This window comes from Pantoea sp. SGAir0180 (assembly GCF_043546245.1).
Map to the genome: position 1 here is coordinate 558,657 of NZ_CP028071.1, position 17,383 is coordinate 576,039.

At 57.2% G+C, this 17,383-nt stretch carries 12 protein-coding genes; 11 read left to right on the top strand and 1 reads right to left on the bottom strand.

Features of this window, described 5'->3' with window-relative positions; genetic code table 11:
• Nucleotides 1–44 precede the first annotated feature (44 nt).
• Together pepB and sseB are read left to right on the top strand one after the other, a co-directional pair.
• Nucleotides 45–1,331: an aminopeptidase PepB gene (gene pepB, locus C1N58_RS02825; protein ID WP_033740899.1), complete on the top strand. Its 1,287-nt coding sequence runs from the start codon at nt 45–47 to the stop codon at nt 1,329–1,331.
• A 52-nt stretch (nt 1,332–1,383) separates the two neighbouring features.
• Entirely contained in the window at nt 1,384–2,148 is a 765-nt protein-coding gene (sseB, locus tag C1N58_RS02830) for an enhanced serine sensitivity protein SseB (protein WP_172677643.1), read from the top strand.
• A 35-nt stretch (nt 2,149–2,183) separates the two neighbouring features.
• Here sseB and sseA read toward each other — a convergent pair whose 3' ends face one another.
• Nucleotides 2,184–3,026: a 3-mercaptopyruvate sulfurtransferase gene (sseA, locus tag C1N58_RS02835; RefSeq protein ID WP_006120633.1), complete on the bottom strand. Its 843-nt coding sequence runs from the start codon at nt 3,024–3,026 to the stop codon at nt 2,184–2,186.
• Between the two features lie 145 nt (nt 3,027–3,171).
• On the opposite strand from sseA, the gene C1N58_RS02840 reads away from it, so the two are divergent.
• The 9 genes from C1N58_RS02840 to C1N58_RS02880 all read left to right on the top strand — a co-directional run bounded on the left by C1N58_RS02840 (nt 3,172) and on the right by C1N58_RS02880 (nt 17,372).
• Nucleotides 3,172–8,067 carry an alpha-2-macroglobulin family protein gene (locus C1N58_RS02840; protein WP_394564555.1) on the top strand — a complete coding sequence of 1,632 codons (4,896 nt, stop codon included), beginning with the start codon at nt 3,172–3,174 and terminating at the stop codon, nt 8,065–8,067.
• 12 nt (nt 8,068–8,079) lie between these two features.
• Nucleotides 8,080–10,404 carry a peptidoglycan glycosyltransferase PbpC gene (pbpC, locus tag C1N58_RS02845; protein ID WP_394515049.1) on the top strand — a complete coding sequence of 775 codons (2,325 nt, stop codon included), beginning with the start codon at nt 8,080–8,082 and terminating at the stop codon, nt 10,402–10,404.
• A 176-nt stretch (nt 10,405–10,580) separates the two neighbouring features.
• Nucleotides 10,581–11,012 carry a nucleoside-diphosphate kinase gene (ndk, locus tag C1N58_RS02850; RefSeq protein WP_003848684.1) on the top strand — a complete coding sequence of 144 codons (432 nt, stop codon included), beginning with the start codon at nt 10,581–10,583 and terminating at the stop codon, nt 11,010–11,012.
• A gap of 174 nt (nt 11,013–11,186) precedes the next feature.
• Nucleotides 11,187–12,356: a bifunctional tRNA (adenosine(37)-C2)-methyltransferase TrmG/ribosomal RNA large subunit methyltransferase RlmN gene (locus tag C1N58_RS02855; protein ID WP_033740892.1), complete on the top strand. Its 1,170-nt coding sequence runs from the start codon at nt 11,187–11,189 to the stop codon at nt 12,354–12,356.
• Between the two features lie 81 nt (nt 12,357–12,437).
• On the top strand, nt 12,438–13,169 hold the full coding sequence (gene pilW / locus C1N58_RS02860; protein ID WP_033740890.1) for a type IV pilus biogenesis/stability protein PilW: 732 nt from the start codon (nt 12,438–12,440) through the stop codon (nt 13,167–13,169).
• Complete coding sequence (gene rodZ, locus C1N58_RS02865) at nt 13,159–14,175, top strand: cytoskeleton protein RodZ (RefSeq protein ID WP_162286378.1); 1,017 nt, start codon at nt 13,159–13,161, stop codon at nt 14,173–14,175. The genes pilW and rodZ overlap by 11 nt, the downstream gene beginning before the upstream one ends.
• 39 nt (nt 14,176–14,214) lie before the next feature.
• The gene (ispG, locus tag C1N58_RS02870) at nt 14,215–15,336 is read left to right on the top strand and encodes a flavodoxin-dependent (E)-4-hydroxy-3-methylbut-2-enyl-diphosphate synthase (protein ID WP_033740886.1); all 1,122 of its coding nucleotides are present in this window, start codon (nt 14,215–14,217) and stop codon (nt 15,334–15,336) included.
• 105 nt (nt 15,337–15,441) lie between these two features.
• Nucleotides 15,442–16,716 carry a histidine--tRNA ligase gene (gene hisS / locus C1N58_RS02875; protein WP_006120624.1) on the top strand — a complete coding sequence of 425 codons (1,275 nt, stop codon included), beginning with the start codon at nt 15,442–15,444 and terminating at the stop codon, nt 16,714–16,716.
• Nucleotides 16,717–16,754: 38 nt separating this feature from the next.
• Complete coding sequence (locus C1N58_RS02880; protein ID WP_006120623.1) at nt 16,755–17,372, top strand: YfgM family protein; 618 nt, start codon at nt 16,755–16,757, stop codon at nt 17,370–17,372.
• Nucleotides 17,373–17,383 lie beyond the last annotated feature (11 nt).

Here is a 17,383-nt window from a genome sequence, read left to right on the forward strand (position 1 = left end):
TAAAACAGGCTGGATGAAACGAATAACAAATACGGAGCCCTACAATGAGTACACAACCGATGAATATCACGCTCAGCAACCAGCCCGCCGATGCGCGCTGGGGTGAAAAAGCACTGTTAAGCAGCAATGAAAACGGTATGACCGTGCACCTGCGTGAAGCCGATGCGTTGATGAGCATCCAGCGTGCCGCGCGTAAGCTGGATGGGCAGGGCATTCGTCATGTTGCCCTGACGGGCGAAGGCTGGCATCTGGAGCAGTGCTGGGCCTTCTGGCAGGGCTATCGCAGCCCGAAAGCCAAAAACAGCGTTGACTGGCCGCAGTTGGGTGAACATGAACAGGCGGAATTTGATCGCCGCCGTAAGATCGTAGGCTGGGTGCGCGATACGATTAACCTGCCTGCAGATGATTTAGGGCCAGAGACGCTGGCACACAGTGCCGTAGATTTACTGAGCGAGTTAGGTGGCGAAGCGGTCAGCTATCGCATTACCAAAGGCGATGATTTACGTGAGCAAGGCTATATGGGCCTGCACACGGTAGGACGGGGCTCAAACCGTCCGCCGGTTTTCCTGGCACTGGATTTTAATCCCACCGGCGACAGCGAAGCGCCGGTTTACGCCTGCCTGGTCGGTAAAGGGATTACCTTCGATACCGGTGGCTACAGCCTCAAAACCAGTGCCACCATGGACTCCATGAAGTCAGATATGGGCGGTGCCGCGACGGTGACCGGTGCACTGGCCATGGCCATCGCGCGCGGACTGAAAAAGCGCGTCAAACTCTACCTGTGCTGCGCGGATAACATGGTCAGCAGCAACGCCTTTAAGCTGGGTGACATCATTCGTTACCGCAATGGCAAGTCGGTAGAAGTGATGAACACCGATGCGGAAGGTCGTCTGGTCCTGGCAGATGGTCTGATCGATGCCAGCGAGCAGAATCCGACGCTGCTGATCGATGCGGCAACGCTGACCGGTGCCGCGAAAACGGCGGTGGGCAATGATTATCACGCCTTGTTTACCTTCGACGATGTGCTGGCGCAGTCGGTGATGGGCAGTGCGGTCAGTGAAAACGAACCGTTCTGGCGTTTGCCGCTGGCTGAGTTCCATCGCAGTCATCTGCCGTCAAACTTTGCCGATCTGAATAACATCGCCAGCCCGGCACATTCTGCCGGTGCCAGCAGCGCGGCGGCGTTCCTGTCCTATTTCGTCAGCCACTATCAGCAGGGCTGGTTACATATCGACTGCTCGGCGACGTACCGTAAGAGCGCGGTCGATCAATGGTCGGCAGGCGCAACCGGGCTGGGCGTGCGCACTATCGCCAACCTGTTACTGAAATAAATGCAATCTCCGCGGTGACCTGGTCACCGCTTTTTGAAGGTAGAAGTGAATGATGAACCGTCTTGAAGAGGTGCTGAAGCTGGCCGCCACGGAGCCTGCCCATCGTCCTGAGTTTTTTCAGCTACTGCTGGAGGCTGATGCATGGGTGCCGGGGGAAAGCACCCAGCAGCAGTTGGATGCCAGCACGCCTGTCGACCTGCAGCACTGGGAAAAAGAAGATGGCAGCAGTGTGATCCCGTTTTTTACCTCCGAACAGGCGATGAGCGAGGCGATCAACGATGAGCAGCCTTATGTGCGGCTGCCGGTACGTACGCTGTTTGAAATGACCCGTGGCGAAACGCTGTTTCTTAATCCAAAGTTGCCCACGGGCAAAGAGTTTTCTGCGGCGGAAATCAGTCATCTGCTGGGGGAAGAGGGCAGTGCCCTGATGCAGCAAACGGTGCTGGAAGGCGGTCAGTCACTGCTGCTGTCAGAAATCGCGGAACCGCCCGCGCAGATGATCGACTCGCTGACGCAGTTGTTCAGCAAATACAAGCAGGTTAAACGCGCTTTCATTGCCAGCATTCGTGAACAGGCGGATGATGTGCCTAATCTGTTGATTGGTATTGAAGCGGACAGCGATATTGAGGCAATTATTCAGGCGGCCGGCAGCGTAGCCACCGATACATTACTGGATGATGCACCCATTGATGTGTGTGAGATTACGGCAGAGGACCGCGGAATCAGTCACTTCTTTACCGCGCACATTACGCCCTTTTATGAACGCCGCTGGGGCAGTTTCCTGCGTGAGTTCAAAGGTGGTCAGCGGATCATCTGACACACTGCGCGGCCTGTTCGGCCGCGCGTTTACCGTTACTTCGCAATCGGCAAATCATCCCGGCTGCCCCATTCGGACCAGGATCCGTCATACAGCGTCACTTCCCTTGCACCCAGAGCCGTCAGCGCCAGAATCAACACCACCGCAGTCACGCCAGAGCCACAGCTGGCTACGATGGGTTTGCTGATATCCACACCGGCTTCCGCAAAGCGTGAACGCAGTTCGGCTTCCGGCTTGAGTGCGCCCTGCTCGACCAGGGTATTCCAGGGCAGATTAAGGCTGTTGGGAATGTGCCCACGGTGCAATCCCGGACGGGGTTCATCGACCTCAGCATTAAAACGGTTCGCCGCGCGCGCATCGACAATTTGCGCGCCGCCTTCATGGCTAATCAGCAAGACATCCGTCAGGCGTTTCACCAGGCCCTCATCGAACTGTGCATCAAACTCACCTTCCGGCAGACTGACCTCGCCCTCAGCCAGCGCATAACCCGCCGTTTTCCAGCCCTGCAGACCGCCAGCCAGAATGGAGACCTGCGCCACGCCAAAGGCGCGCAGCATCCACCACGCGCGGGGCGCAGAAAACAGATTGCCTTCATCATAAACAATCAAATGCTTATCACTGTTGATGCCCAGTTCGCGCATCGCCACCGCGAAGCTTTCGGCCCGGGGTAACATGTGGGGATAAGGGCTGGTGTGATCGGAAAGCGTTTCAATATTGAAAAAAGGCGCACCAGGCAAATGCTCCGCCAGATATTCTTTTTGAATATCGCGCGTGGCTTCCATGCCCGGCGGCAGCATACGCGCATCCAGAACCTGGAGCGTGCCGTCATTAAAATGTTCTTGTAACCAGTCGGCGGACACAAACAGTGGCGTCGTCATAACAACCTCTTCTCTGCAATCTGTGATGCCAGTGTCGGGCAATGTGCCCACCATCTCAAGAGAAGCGTTGATTAAATGCGAAGGTTGATGTGAAATCGTGCAGCATTATAAAACAATTCCCCTGGGGCACGGTGAAGGATTTACCATGAAACAACGCATTAACCGGCTGCTGTTCAGCATGCTGATCGGCGGGGCGCTGCTGTCTGCCGCCACGTTACCTGCTTTTTCCGTCAGCGCTGAAACGCCTGCCGCCAGTGCGCAGGTCAGTAAGCCGCTGAGCATTATCGACCTCTCCGAGCTCCAGCTCGATGGTGCCGCCGCACTGGTGTTAACGTTCAATCAGCCGCTTGATGATAAGCAGGACGTGGCCAAAAAAGTCCGGCTTACGGACGATCAGCGCGGCAAGGTGGATGGCGGTTGGGAGCTGTCCGGGAATCGCAAGGCGCTGCGTTTTCGCCATCCTGAACCCTCACGGCACTTTACTGTGACCGTCGATCCGGGCTTGCGCGCCGCCAGTGGTGAAACGCTGACCGCGGCTTACAGCCAAAAAATCACCACGCGCGACATTGAGCCGATGGTGGGCTTCGCCAGTCGCGGTTCTTTGCTACCATTGCGTATTGCGCAGGGCCTGCCGGTGCTGGCCTTGAATGTCGATCAGGTGGATGTCGATTTTTTCAGGATTAAAAACGCGGGCCTGGCGCAATTCCTGTCCCAGTGGAATAACGGGAGTAATCTCTCAACCTGGCAATCTCAGGAGCTGCTTAAAACCAGTGAGCTGGTTTACAGCGGCCGCTTTGAGCTTAACCCGGCACGTAATACGCGGGAAAAACTGCAGCTGCCGCTAAAAGACATCAAGCCGCTTCAGCAACCGGGCGTTTATCTGGCCGTGATGAAACAGGCCGGCACGTATCATTACAGTATGCCAGCCACGCTCTTCACCCTGAGCGATATCGGCCTGTCACTGCACCGTTTTCCGGGCCAGTTTGAGCTGTTTGCCCAGAGTCTGGAAAACGGCGATCCGCTCTCAGGCGTCAATGTCAGAGTCCTGAACGATAAAGGGCAGGTCCTGCAAAACGGCACCAGCGACAGCAGCGGGCATGTGCGTCTGAAAGCCGAAGACAAGGGCAAGTTCCTGTTGGCAATACAGGGCGATCAAACCTCCCTCATCGATCTGGCTCGCCCGGCATTAGATTTAGCCGAATTTCCCGTGGCGGGACCGGAGGGCTATGACAAGCAGCTGTTCGTGTTTGGCCCGCGCGATATCTACCGTCCCGGCGAAACGGTGATCGTCAATGCGCTGCTGCGTGATGCTGATGGCAAACCGTTACCGGCCCAGCCGGTTAAAGCCGAAGTGGTACAGCCCGACGGTGAAGTGGTGCGCACCTTTGTCTGGCAACCGCAGGACGGGTTGTATCAGCAGCGATTCAGCCTGCCCACGACCGCCATGACTGGTGGCTGGATGCTGCGACTTAACACCGGTGATAACCTGCCGCGTCAGTGGCATTTCCGCGTCGAAGATTTCCTGCCAGAGCGCATGGCGCTGACGCTGAAAAACGATGAGCAACCTCAGCCTGCCGATGCGGATATCACCTTTAACGTTGAGGGGCGTTATCTCTATGGTGCGCCTGCGGCGGGGAATGCGCTGCAGGGGCAGCTCTATCTACGTCCTGCCCGGGACGCGGTGGCAGCGCTGCCTGGCTATCAGTTTGGGGATATCACTGAGGAGGGCGTCAAACGCAGCCTGGGTGATGTGGATATCAAACTGGATGCGAACGGCAAAGCCCAGCTAACCGTCGAGAATCAGTGGGACCAGCTTCACTCGCCGCTAAACCTGATTTTACAGGCCAGCCTGCTGGAAACGGGTGGACGGCCTGTGACCCGACGTGCCACTCAGGCGATCTGGCCCGCGGAGGCGCTGCCGGGCATTCGCCCCCTGTTCGGCAACAAGTCGATCTACGATTACCGCAGTGACAGTTATCGCGATGAGCCGACCGTGCCGGAAAACAGCCTGGCCGATTTTGACATTGTTTACGCCAACAGTCAGGGCGAAAAGCTGGCGGCAGAAAAGCTGAATGTGCGCTTGATTCGCGAACGTCGTGACTACTACTGGAGCTTCTCTGACAGTGAAGGCTGGCAGTCACGCTACGACGCGAAAGATCTGCAGGAAGATGAGCGATCGATTACGGTGCCCGCTGAGGGCAGTACCAAAGTCAGCTTCCCGGTCGAGTGGGGCAGCTACCGACTGGAAGTGCAGGCGGGTGAAAAAATTGTCAGCAGCGTGCGTTTTCAGGCGGGCTATGACTGGCAGGATAATACTAATGGTACGGGCGCTCTGCGCCCGGATCAGGTCAAACTCCGCTTAGACAAAGCCGCTTATCAGCCCGGAGAAACCGTGCATCTGCAGGTGGAATCGCCCACGGCCGGTAAGGGCTATCTGATGGTTGAGTCCAGCAGCGGCACGCTGTGGTGGCAGCCGCTGACCGTTCCGCAGGGCGGGACGACGGTGGATGTGCCGATTGCCAACAGCTGGCAGCGTCACGATCTCTATTTTAGTGCCATTGTCGTACGGGAAGGGGACAAGACCAGCGGCGCTACGCCAAAACGTGCCGTCGGACTGCTACATCTGCCGATGGCGACCGACGCGCGCCGCCTGACCCTGACGCTGGATGCGCCCGAAAAGGTTCGCCCTGAGCAGAACCTGACGGTCAATGTGCAGGCCAGTCGTGAAGGCGGCCCGCTGCCGGAGAAGGTGCATGTGCTGCTGTCGGCGGTGGACAGCGGGGTTTTGAGCGTGACGGATTACAAAACCCCGGATCCCTGGCAGGCCTTTTTCGGCCGTAAACGTTATAACGTCGACCAGTACGATGTGTTTGGGCAGTTGATTGAAGGCGGCGGACGCCTGGCAGCGCTGCGCTTTGGCGGCGACGGCGAAGACGACACGCTGACGCGCGGCGGCAAGAAACCCGTTACCCACGTCAACATTGTGGCGCAGCAGCTACAGGCTGTTACGCTGGATAAAAACGGCAAGGGCTCGATCACGCTCCCTGTCCCGGCATTTAACGGTGAACTGCGCCTGATGACGCAGGTCTGGAGCGATGACAGCTTTGGCGCGGCAGAGCGCAAGCTGGTTGTGGCGGCGCCGCTGGTCAGTGAACTGGCCACGCCGCGCTTCCTGGCCAGCGGCGACAGCGCATCGCTGGCGCTGGATATCACCAACCTGACTGATTTACCGCAAACGCTGAAGGTGGATCTCGCAGCCCGGGGGCTGATTGCGCTGTCCGGCGCGGCCACGCAAAACGTGACGCTGGCCAAAGGTGAGCGGAAAACGCTACAGGTGCCGGTCACCGCGCAAAATGGTTTTGGTGACGGTGACGTTCAGGTCACGATTTCGGGCCTGAATCTGCCGGGTGAGCAGGTGCGGCCCAGCCAGCAGCAGTGGAAAATTGGCGTCAGGCCCCCTTATCCGGCCCAGACGCTCAGTTTTGACGCGGTGATCAACGGTGAGCAGCCGTGGCAGGTAACGGCTGCAGCCTTTGCCGGCCTGGACGCGGCTACGCTCAGTGGACAACTGACGCTGAGTAATCGCCCACCGTTGAATATTGCGCGCTATATCAGTGCGCTTTATGCCTATCCCTACGGTTGTCTGGAGCAAACGGCGAGCGGGCTGTGGCCATCGTTGTACACCAGCCAGGCGCAACTTACCGCCATGGGTATCAAAACCAGCTCTGATGAGGTTCGCCGGGCAGCGGTGGAAACCGGTATTGCCCGGTTGGCGGGCATGCAGCGCGCGGACGGCAGCTTTGGTTTATGGGGCAAACAGAGCGAAGAAGAATTCTGGTTAACGCCTTACGTAACGGATTTCTTACTGCGCGCCAGTGAGGCGGGCTATGCGTTGCCTGATGAGGTTGTCAGCCGGGCGAACGCGCGCCTGCTGCGTTATCTTCAGGACCCGGCGCAGATCACCGGAGGCGGCAGCCAGCACGTCGAAGCGTTACGTTTCAGCGTGCAGGCTTATGCCGGACTGGTGCTGGCGCGCCAGCAGCGGGCACCGCTGGGTGCCTTACGTGCGCTGTATGAAAAGCGTGACAAGGCCCAGTCGGGCCTGGCGCTGATGCAGTTGGGCATTGCGCTGAAGCTAATGGGTGATGAACAGCGTGCGCAACTGGCGGTGATGCAGGGGGCAACGCTGCCACGCGCTGAGAACCGCTGGTTTGGCGACTACGGCAGTACCGTGCGCGATCAGGGCATGATGATTGCGCTGCTGGCTGAAAATCAGCTGCAGCCGGACCTGCAAAACAGCCTGCTGCTGTCACTGTCTAAAGAGGTGACGGGCAAGCGCTGGTTCTCTACTCAGGAGAATAATGCCCTTTACCTGGCGGCCCGGACGCTGCAAACCGCCAACGGGCAACGCTGGCAGGCGCAACTTCCGGGTAGCGATCAGCCTGTGAGTGGAGATGCGCCGCTAAATAAAGGACTGGATCATCAGCAACTGACTCAGGGCGTTGACGTACGTAATGTCGGCAGCACGCCGCTGTACGCCAGTCTGAACGTGGTCGGCTATCCGCTGAGTCCACCTGCGCCAGTCAGCCATATGATGGCGATTAAACGCGAGTACTTTACGCTGGATGGGCAGGCTGCCGATTTGAATAATCTGCGCAGCGGAGAACTGCTGGTGGTGCGCCTGACGGTCTCAGCCAAACGCAGCATTAGCGATGCGCTGGTGGTGGATTTATTGCCCGCCGGTCTGGAGCTGGAAAATCAGAACCTGGCGGACAGCAGTGCCAGTCTGGGGGACAGCGCCGATGCCTTAAAAGAGAGCATGATGGATATGCAACAGGCCAGCATCAGGCATATTGAGTTCCGTGATGACCGCTTTGTTGCCGCTCTGGCCGTCGATACGTATCGTCCCACCACGCTGATTTATCTGGCGCGGGCAGTTACACCGGGGCGCTATCAATTGCCCCCGCCGCAGGTGGAATCCATGTACGTGCCCGAATGGCGCGCCATTGGCAGCACACCGCAGCAGCTGCATGTACAGTAATCGGGTGCGTGCGTGATCAGGCACATCAGAAAGCGGTGGCTGCTGGCGCTGCCGCTTTGTGTTCTGGGGCTGCTGCTTGCGCTGCTGATACTGGACCGGCTGTCACCACTGCCGCTTAAAGCGGTCCAGCCTGCGCGAGTGGTGGTTGCGGAGGACGGTACGCCGTTGTGGCGATTTGCCGACAGTCAGGGGATCTGGCGCTATCCGGTCACGCCGGAAGAGGTTTCGCCCGCCTATATCCAGGCGTTGCTGACCTATGAAGATCGCTGGTTCTGGTATCACCCTGGTATTAATCCGCTGTCTGTGCTGCGGGCCGCCTGGCAGAATCTTCGCTATCGTAGTGTGATTTCCGGTGGCAGCACTTTAACGATGCAGGTGGCACGGCTTATCGACCCGCAGCCGCGGACGCTGCGCGGCAAGCTGATTCAGACATGGCGTGCCCTCCAACTGGAGTGGCACCTGTCAAAACGCGACATCCTGACGCTTTATCTTAATCGCGCGCCCTTTGGCGGCACGCTGGAAGGTATTGGCGCAGCCAGCTGGAGCTGGCTGGGCAAATCCCCGTCGCAGTTAACCCGCGGGGAAGCCGCCTTGCTGGCCGTGCTGCCGCAGTCACCCAGCCGCCTGCGGCCCGACCGCTGGCCGGAACGGGCTGAGGCGGCACGTAATAAAGTGCTGGACCGTCTGGCGCAATATCACGTCTGGTCTGCGCGTCAGGTGGCCGAGATCCGCCAGGAACCGGTCTGGCTGCCACCACGGCAAATGCCGCAGATGGCACCCTTGCTGGCCCGACGGCTGTTGTCGATCAGCACTCACGAAAAAATCGTCTCAACGCTGGACCCGTCGCTGCAGCGTGAGCTGGAAAGTATGACGCTGAACATCAAAAATCAGCTGCCGCCGCGCACCTCGCTGGCCATTCTGGTGGTCGATCACACCACCATGGCCGTACGTGGGTATGTTGGTTCCGTTGACTTTGCTGACGACAACCGCTTCGGGCATGTCGATATGATTGCCAGCGTACGCTCACCGGGATCGATCTTAAAACCCTTTGTTTATGGCATGGCGCTGGATGACGGGCTGATTCATGCCGAGTCGCTGCTGCAGGATGTGCCGCGCCGTTTTGGCGACTACCGTCCGGGTAACTTCGATACCGGTTTTCATGGGCCGGTCAGCGCCAGCGAAGCGCTGGTGCGTTCCCTTAATCTGCCTGCGGTGCAGGTGCTGGAAGCGCTGGGTCCCAAAAATGTCGCGGCCCGCCTGCGCAATGTCGGGCTTAACCTGCGCTTTCCGCCCGGCGCCGAGCCGAATTTGTCATTGATCCTGGGGGGCACCGGCGCGCGCATGGACGAGATCGTTGCGGCGTACAGCGCTTTCGTGCGTCGGGGCAACGCCGCGCAACTGCGCTGGATGCCCGATCAACCGTTGCAGCAGCGGCCTCTGCTTTCGCCCGGCGCGGCGTGGATTATCCGCCGTGTCCTGGCGGGTGAAGCGCAGCCTGCGGGCAAAGGGAACCTGCCTGCGGTTGTACCGCTGGCGTGGAAAACCGGCACCAGCTATGGCTATCGCGATGCCTGGGCGGTGGGCATGAATCCCCGCTATCTGATCGGCGTCTGGGTTGGCCGTCCCGATGCAACGCCCGTCGCAGGGCAGTTTGGTTTTGCGTCTGCCGTTCCCGTGATGAATCAGGTAAACAGCGTACTAATGAACCGTTTAGCCGGACAGGAGGTGCCCGTTGATCCTCGTCCCGCATCGGTTACGGTGGCCAGCATCTGCTGGCCGGGCGGACAGCCGCTGCCTGTGGGCGATGAAAACTGCCGCCAGCGCCGCCAGAGCTGGGTGTTGAATGACACGTTGCCGCCCACCTTGCTGGCATCGGGCCAGGAAAGCCTCAGCGGTTTACGGTTGCGCTACTGGCTAAATGACCAGGGCCGCCGCGTGGCGGCTGACTGTCCGCACGCTGTCAGCCACGATCGTTTACTGTGGCCCTTACCGCTGGAAGCCTGGCTACCCTTGCAGGAGCGACGGCGTCAGCGGTTACCGGCTATCGACAGTCAGTGCCCGCCACTTACGCAGGGCAGCAGTGCGCCGCTGATTGTCACAGGCGTCATTGACGGGCAACGGGTGCAGCCGTTGCCGGGTAATTCCACCCTGGTCATGCCGGTTGCGGCACAGGGCGGGCAGGGTAATCAGCGCTGGTGGTTTTTGAACGGTGAACCCGTGACGGCGGAAAACCAGAGCGGCACGCTGTCGCTGCGTCTTGATCGCTCTGGTGACTATCAACTGGTGGTGATGGATGAAGCCGGGCAGCTTGCGACCGTTAACTTCACACGGGGATGATGGTTTTTTGCGCTAAATCAGATTTGAAAGCCTTCCGCATCGACACAGATCAAGATTTTTCAAGAAATTATGGGTTCTGTGATAGGCAACGTCACACTCAACCCCTATAATCGGCGCCGTTTCTTAGCCGGGGCGTGCGCCCTCGGTTTCTTCAGAACGTCAAGACAGAGGTCATCATGGCAATCGAACGTACTTTTTCTATCATCAAGCCAAACGCCGTCGCGAAAAACGTGATCGGTGCTATCTACAACCGTTTTGAAAGCGCAGGCTTCAAAATCGTTGGCGCAAAAATGCTGCAGCTGAGCAAAGAGCAGGCTGAAGGTTTCTACGCAGAGCACCAGGGCAAGCCGTTCTTCGACGGTCTGGTTGAATTCATGACCTCTGGCCCGGTTGTGGTTTCTGTACTGGAAGGCGAAAATGCCGTTCAGCGTCACCGTGACCTGATGGGTGCAACTAACCCAGCCAACGCACTGGCCGGTACACTGCGTGCTGACTATGCTGACAGCTTCACCGAAAACGCTACTCACGGTTCTGACTCTGCAGAGTCTGCAGCCCGTGAAATCGCGTACTTCTTCGGCGAAAACGAAATCTGCCCACGTACCCGTTAATTACTGACGCGTAAACGGCTTTACAAAAATCTGCTGACCCGCGGTCACTCGCACCTGTTATCGGGCAGCAGATGTTGTACAATATTGCGCCTTCATTGAGCCAGCTTAGTGAAGGCGTAATTTTTTCTTTTCCCAACCGCGCCATAACGTGTAACAACGAGGCCAGAGAACACTATGTCCGAACAGATTGTGACGCCCGCGTCCACCTCACCGCTTTCCGTTTCGCCCAAAAGCCAAAAAATTAACCTGCTGGATCTTAACCGTCAGCAGATGCGCGAATTCTTTGTGTCCCTGGGTGAAAAACCGTTCCGTGCCGATCAGGTGATGAAGTGGATTTACCACTACTGCTGCGACGATTTCGAGCAGATGACCGACATCAATAAAAAGCTGCGTAACCGCTTAATGGAACTCACCGAAATTCGCGCGCCGGAAGTGGCCGAAGAGATGCGTTCAACGGACGGCACCATTAAGTGGGCTATTCGCGTGGGCGATCAACTGGTGGAAACGGTATATATCCCGGAAGGCGACCGTGCCACGTTGTGCGTGTCCTCCCAGGTGGGCTGTGCACTGGAATGTAAATTCTGCTCAACGGCACAACAGGGCTTTAACCGCAATCTGCGCGTCTCCGAAATTATCGGCCAGGTCTGGCGTGCGGCAAAAATTGTCGGTGCAGCCAAACTGACCGGCCAGCGTCCTATCACTAACGTCGTGATGATGGGCATGGGCGAACCTCTGCTCAACCTGAATAACGTCGTCCCGGCAATGGAAATCATGCTGGATGACTTCGGTTTCGGTTTATCAAAACGCCGTGTGACGCTGTCGACCTCGGGCGTGGTTCCGGCTCTCGACAAGCTGGGTGACATGATTGACGTGGCGCTGGCTATCTCGCTGCATGCGCCCAATGATAAACTGCGCGATGACATCGTGCCGATTAACAAGAAGTACAACATCGAAACCTTCCTGGCGGCAGTCAAACGCTATATTGGTAAATCCAACGCCAACCAGGGACGTGTCACGATTGAGTATGTGCTGCTGGACCACGTGAACGACAGCACCGATGATGCGCATGAGCTGGCGGCACTGCTCAAAGAAACACCGTGCAAAATTAACCTGATCCCCTGGAACCCCTTCCCGGGCGCACCTTATGGTCGCAGCTCAAACAGCCGCATTGACCGCTTCGCTAAGGTGTTAATGGACTATGGCTTTACCACCATTGTGCGTAAAACCCGCGGGGACGATATTGATGCCGCCTGTGGTCAGCTGGCGGGTGAAGTCATCGACCGCACCAAACGTACCCTGCGTAAGAAGATGGCCGGTGAAGCCATATCTGTGAAGGCGATCTGAAAGGCGGACGAACAGGGTTTCTGATCGGTTACCGGCGTGGCAGGCTGCTGCCCACCACACGGATGACAGGAAGGAAACCTTATGCGCAAAGGAGCAGGCGCGCGGCTACTGGCCGTTTTTGTTGTAAGCGGTTGTGTCAGTTCACCGTCGCAACCCGGGGCCGCAGAATTGCGTTTACAGCTGGGTATGCATTACCTTGCCGTAAACGATTACAGTGCGGCGCGCCGTAATTTCCTTCGCGCGCAGGCGGCAGCGCCAAAGGATTATCGGGTGCAGCTGGCCTTTGCCAGGCTCGCTCAGCGTCAAGGACAAACTTCTGCTGCGCATCTTCATTTTTTACAGGCGCAGCAAATTGCCCCATACAATGGTTACATCGCTAACAATTACGGTGCGTTTCTTTGCACTTTAGGGCAGTATGATGAAGCGCATCAACAGTTTATCCGGGCAAAAGATGCGCAGGAAGGAGACGCCCGCATCGATGCGTACGAACTGTCGGGATATTGTTATCTGCGGGCAGGGGACAGACAGTCAGCGCGAGCAGCATTGTCTTATGCGCGTGATGCGGACAGAAGTAAGGGAGAATCGCTGCTGGCTGAAGCTGAAAGAGCGGTCGAACATGACCAATGGGCTAACCTGGCGCTATTGTTAGAGCTTTACCAGCCGCTGCCGGAGACGGCACGCAGCCTGGCGTTACACATACGTTTCGCCGCGCAACAGGGAAATCACGCAGACGTTTCACGTTATGGCGACCAGTTAGCGCGACGTTTTCCGCAATCGATACAGTACCAGCGTTATTTAGCTAATGAATACTGAAGCCACTCAAGAAAATTCTGCAGTTCATTCCACAGGTGCCCGCCTGCGTATCGCCCGTGAGCAAATGGGACTTACGCAGCAAAATGTCGCTGAACGCCTGTGCCTTAAACTTTCTACCGTGCGTGATATTGAAGAAGACAAGTCACCTGCGGATTTAGCCTCTACCTTCCTGCGCGGTTATATTCGTTCCTATGCGCGTCTGGTGCATATTCCTGAAGAGGAACTGCTGCCGATGATGGCAAAACAGACGCCAGTGCGGGCAGCCAAAATCGAACCGATGCAAAGCTTCTCATTGGGTAAACGCCGCAAGAAGCGGGACGGCTGGTTAATGATCTTCACCTGGCTGGTGGTCTTTGTTGTCGTGGGTCTGACGGGGGCCTGGTGGTGGCAAAACCATAAAGCCTCTCAGGATGAACTGGTGTCGATGGCTGACCAAAACGGCAGCAGCAGTGACAACAGCCAGTCGATTCCCTTAGGGCAAAACAGTGGTTCGTCCTCCGCGCCAGCGGATAACAGTACCAGCGTGCCGTTAACCAGTGGAAACAGCGCGGCGACCTCTGCTCCTGCTAACAGCGGCACAGCGGCCAGCACGCCCGCTGAAAACGACAACGCAAATGCAGCCACCTCCTCTTCGGCAGAGAACAATGCCGTGGTTTCACCCAGTCAGGCACCCGTAGAGAACACTACCGCACCGACGTCGTCGAACGCTACGCAGCCCATGCCTGTGGGCGCAGCGGCCGTCAGCGAACCTGCCGCCGATCCGAATGCGGTGGTGATGACTTTCACGGCTGATTGCTGGCTGGAAGTCAGCGATGCGACGGGCAAAAAACTGTTTAGCGGTATTCAGCGCAGCGGCGGTAAACTGAGTCTGTCAGGAACGGCCCCGTATCGTCTGAAAATTGGTGCGCCGGCAGCTGTTCATGTCGAATATCAGAATAAACCCGTTGATTTAAGTCGCTTTATCCGTAATAACCAGGTTGCTCGCCTGACGTTGGGTGCGCAATAACAGCGTAACGCGTGTTCCGGGCAATTGTGGAGAAGAAATATGCATAACCAAGCACCCATTATCCGCCGTAAGTCCAAACGTATTTACGTCGGCCAGGTGCCGATTGGCGATGGTGCGCCCATCGCCGTTCAGTCAATGACGAACACCCGCACCACCGATGTGGCCGCGACGGTCAGTCAGATCAAAGCCCTTGAGCGCGTGGGGGTGGATATCGTTCGCGTGTCGGTGCCCACGATGGATGCCGCCGAAGCGTTTAAACTGATTAAGCAGCAGGTCAATGTCCCGCTGGTCGCCGATATCCATTTTGACTACCGTATCGCGCTGAAAGTGGCGGAGTACGGTGTGGATTGCCTGCGCATCAACCCCGGCAACATTGGTAACAACGAGCGTATCCGCTCTGTTGTCGACTGTGCCCGCGATAAAAATATTCCCATCCGCATCGGGGTTAACGCCGGATCGCTGGAAAAAGATCTGCAGGAAAAATACGGCGAACCTACGCCGCAGGCCCTGCTGGAATCGGCCATGCGTCACGTCGATCATCTGGACCGCCTCAACTTCGATCAGTTTAAAGTCAGCGTAAAAGCCTCGGATGTGTTCCTGGCCGTTGAGTCCTATCGTCTGCTGGCCAAACAAATTGAGCAGCCGCTGCACCTGGGGATCACCGAAGCGGGCGGCGCACGCGCGGGGGCAGTAAAATCCGCTATTGGTCTGGGATTACTGCTTTCAGAAGGCATCGGCGACACACTGCGTATCTCGCTGGCCGCTGACCCGGTAGAAGAAGTCAAAGTGGGCTTTGATATCCTGAAGTCGCTGCGTATCCGTTCACGCGGCATTAACTTCATTGCCTGCCCGACCTGTTCTCGTCAGGAGTTTGACGTGATTGGCACGGTAAACGCGCTGGAGCAGCGACTGGAAGACATTATCACGCCGATGGATGTCTCTATCATTGGCTGTGTGGTGAATGGCCCGGGCGAAGCGACAGTGTCCACGCTGGGCGTGACCGGCAGCAACAAGAAAAGCGGTTTCTACGAAGACGGTGTCCGTCAGCGCGATCGTCTCGACAATGACAATATGATCGATCAACTGGAAGCACGCATTCGCGCCAAAGCGGCGATGCTGGATGAAACCCGTCGTATCGACGTACAGCAACTGGAAAAATAATCCTTTGCGCGTACGGCATGCACGACTTTTTTAGCTGAGCCTGTGCGGTTTCATCCTCATGAGGTATGATGCCGGACAGGTTTTTTTGCATTAAGAGATTTTAACGTGGCGAAGAATATTCAAGCGATTCGCGGGATGAACGATTTTCTGCCTGCGGATACGGCCATCTGGCAACGAGTTGAAGATGTCCTGAAGTCCGTGCTGGCGAGTTATGGTTACAGCGAAATTCGCTTACCTATTGTAGAGCAAACTCCCCTGTTCAAACGTGCAATCGGTGAAGTCACCGATGTGGTTGAAAAAGAGATGTACACCTTTGACGATCGTAATGGCGAAAGCCTGACGCTTCGTCCGGAAGGGACGGCAGGCTGCGTGCGTGCCGGTATCGAACACGGCTTGCTTTACAATCAGGAACAGCGCCTGTGGTACATGGGCCCTATGTTTCGCTACGAGCGTCCGCAAAAAGGGCGCTATCGCCAGTTCCACCAGATTGGTGTGGAAGTCTTTGGCCTGCAGGGGCCGGATATTGATGCCGAGCTGATTATGCTGAACGCCCGCTGGTGGAAAGCGTTAGGTATCGCCGACCATGTGCGCCTTGAACTGAACTCTATCGGTTCACTTGACGCGCGCGCCAGTTACCGCGAGGCGCTGGTTGCCTTTCTGGAACAGCATAAAGAGGCGCTGGACGAGGACTGCAAACGCCGCATGTACAGCAACCCAATGCGCGTGCTTGACAGTAAAAACCCGGATATTCAGACGCTGCTGAACGATGCGCCTCAGCTTGGTGACTTCCTCGATGAAGAATCTCGTGCCCACTTCGATGGCCTGCGTGCGCTGTTAGATGATGCCGGTATCGCTTACACGGTGAATCAGCGCCTGGTACGTGGGCTCGATTACTACAACCGCACGGTGATTGAATGGGTCACCGACAGCCTCGGCTCGCAGGGCACCGTGTGCGGCGGCGGACGTTACGATGGCCTGGTCGAACAACTGGGCGGACGTGCGACGCCAGGTGTCGGTTTTGCCATGGGCATGGAGCGTCTGGTGTTGTTAGTGCAGGCGGTGAACCCAGAATTTGAACCCGCGCGTAATGTCGATGTCTATGTTATCGCCTCAGGTCAGGGCGTTCAGTCAGCGGCAATGCAGCTGGCCGAAAAATTGCGTGATCAGCTGCCCGACATGAAGCTGATGACTAACTTCGGCGGCGGGAACTTCAAGAAGCAATTTGCACGCGCAGATAAGTGGGGCGCTCGCGTGGCGCTGGTGCTGGGTGAAGATGAACAGAAAGCCGGCCAGGTCGTGATCAAAGATCTGCGCAATGGCGAACAGCAAACGCTGGCGCAGGCGGATGCTGCGGCTGCACTGCGCACGCTGTTACAGTAAGCGCGTTATGGCACAACCATTGAAAGGAGAGGGATTGCGTGGAAGTGTATAGCAATGAGAACGAACAGGTTGATGCGCTGCGTCGCTTTTTCGCCAACAACGGTAAAGCATTAGCCATTGGTGTGGTTATCGGTATTGCTGCATTAGGTGGCTGGCGTTACTGGTCGAGCCATGAGCAGGACTCTGCTAAAACCGTGTCGGCTGAGTACCAGAAACTCACCAGTGCCATGCAGGTCAGCAAGCCTGAAACGCTGGAAGCCGTTAACACGTTTGCCCGCGAAAACAGTAACACCTATGGTGCCCTGGCGGCGCTGGATCTGGCGAAGCAGTATGTCGACAGCAATCAGCTGGACAAGGCCGAGAGCCTGCTGCAAAACGGATTAAAAGACACCAAAGATGCCAATCTGCAGGCGGTAATTAACCTGCGCCTGGCACGCATTCAACTGCAACAGAATCAGGCTGATGCGGCACTTAAAACCCTTGACGGTGTGAAGGGTGATGGCTGGACAGCCATTGTGGCTGACATCCGCGGCGAAGCGCTGCTGAGCAAAGGCGATAAGCAGGGCGCGCGCGATGCATGGAGTAAAGGCGTCGAATCTGACGCGTCTCCGGCGCTGAAGCAAATGATGCAGATGAAGATGAATAACTTAAGCTAAGCCAGTCAAGA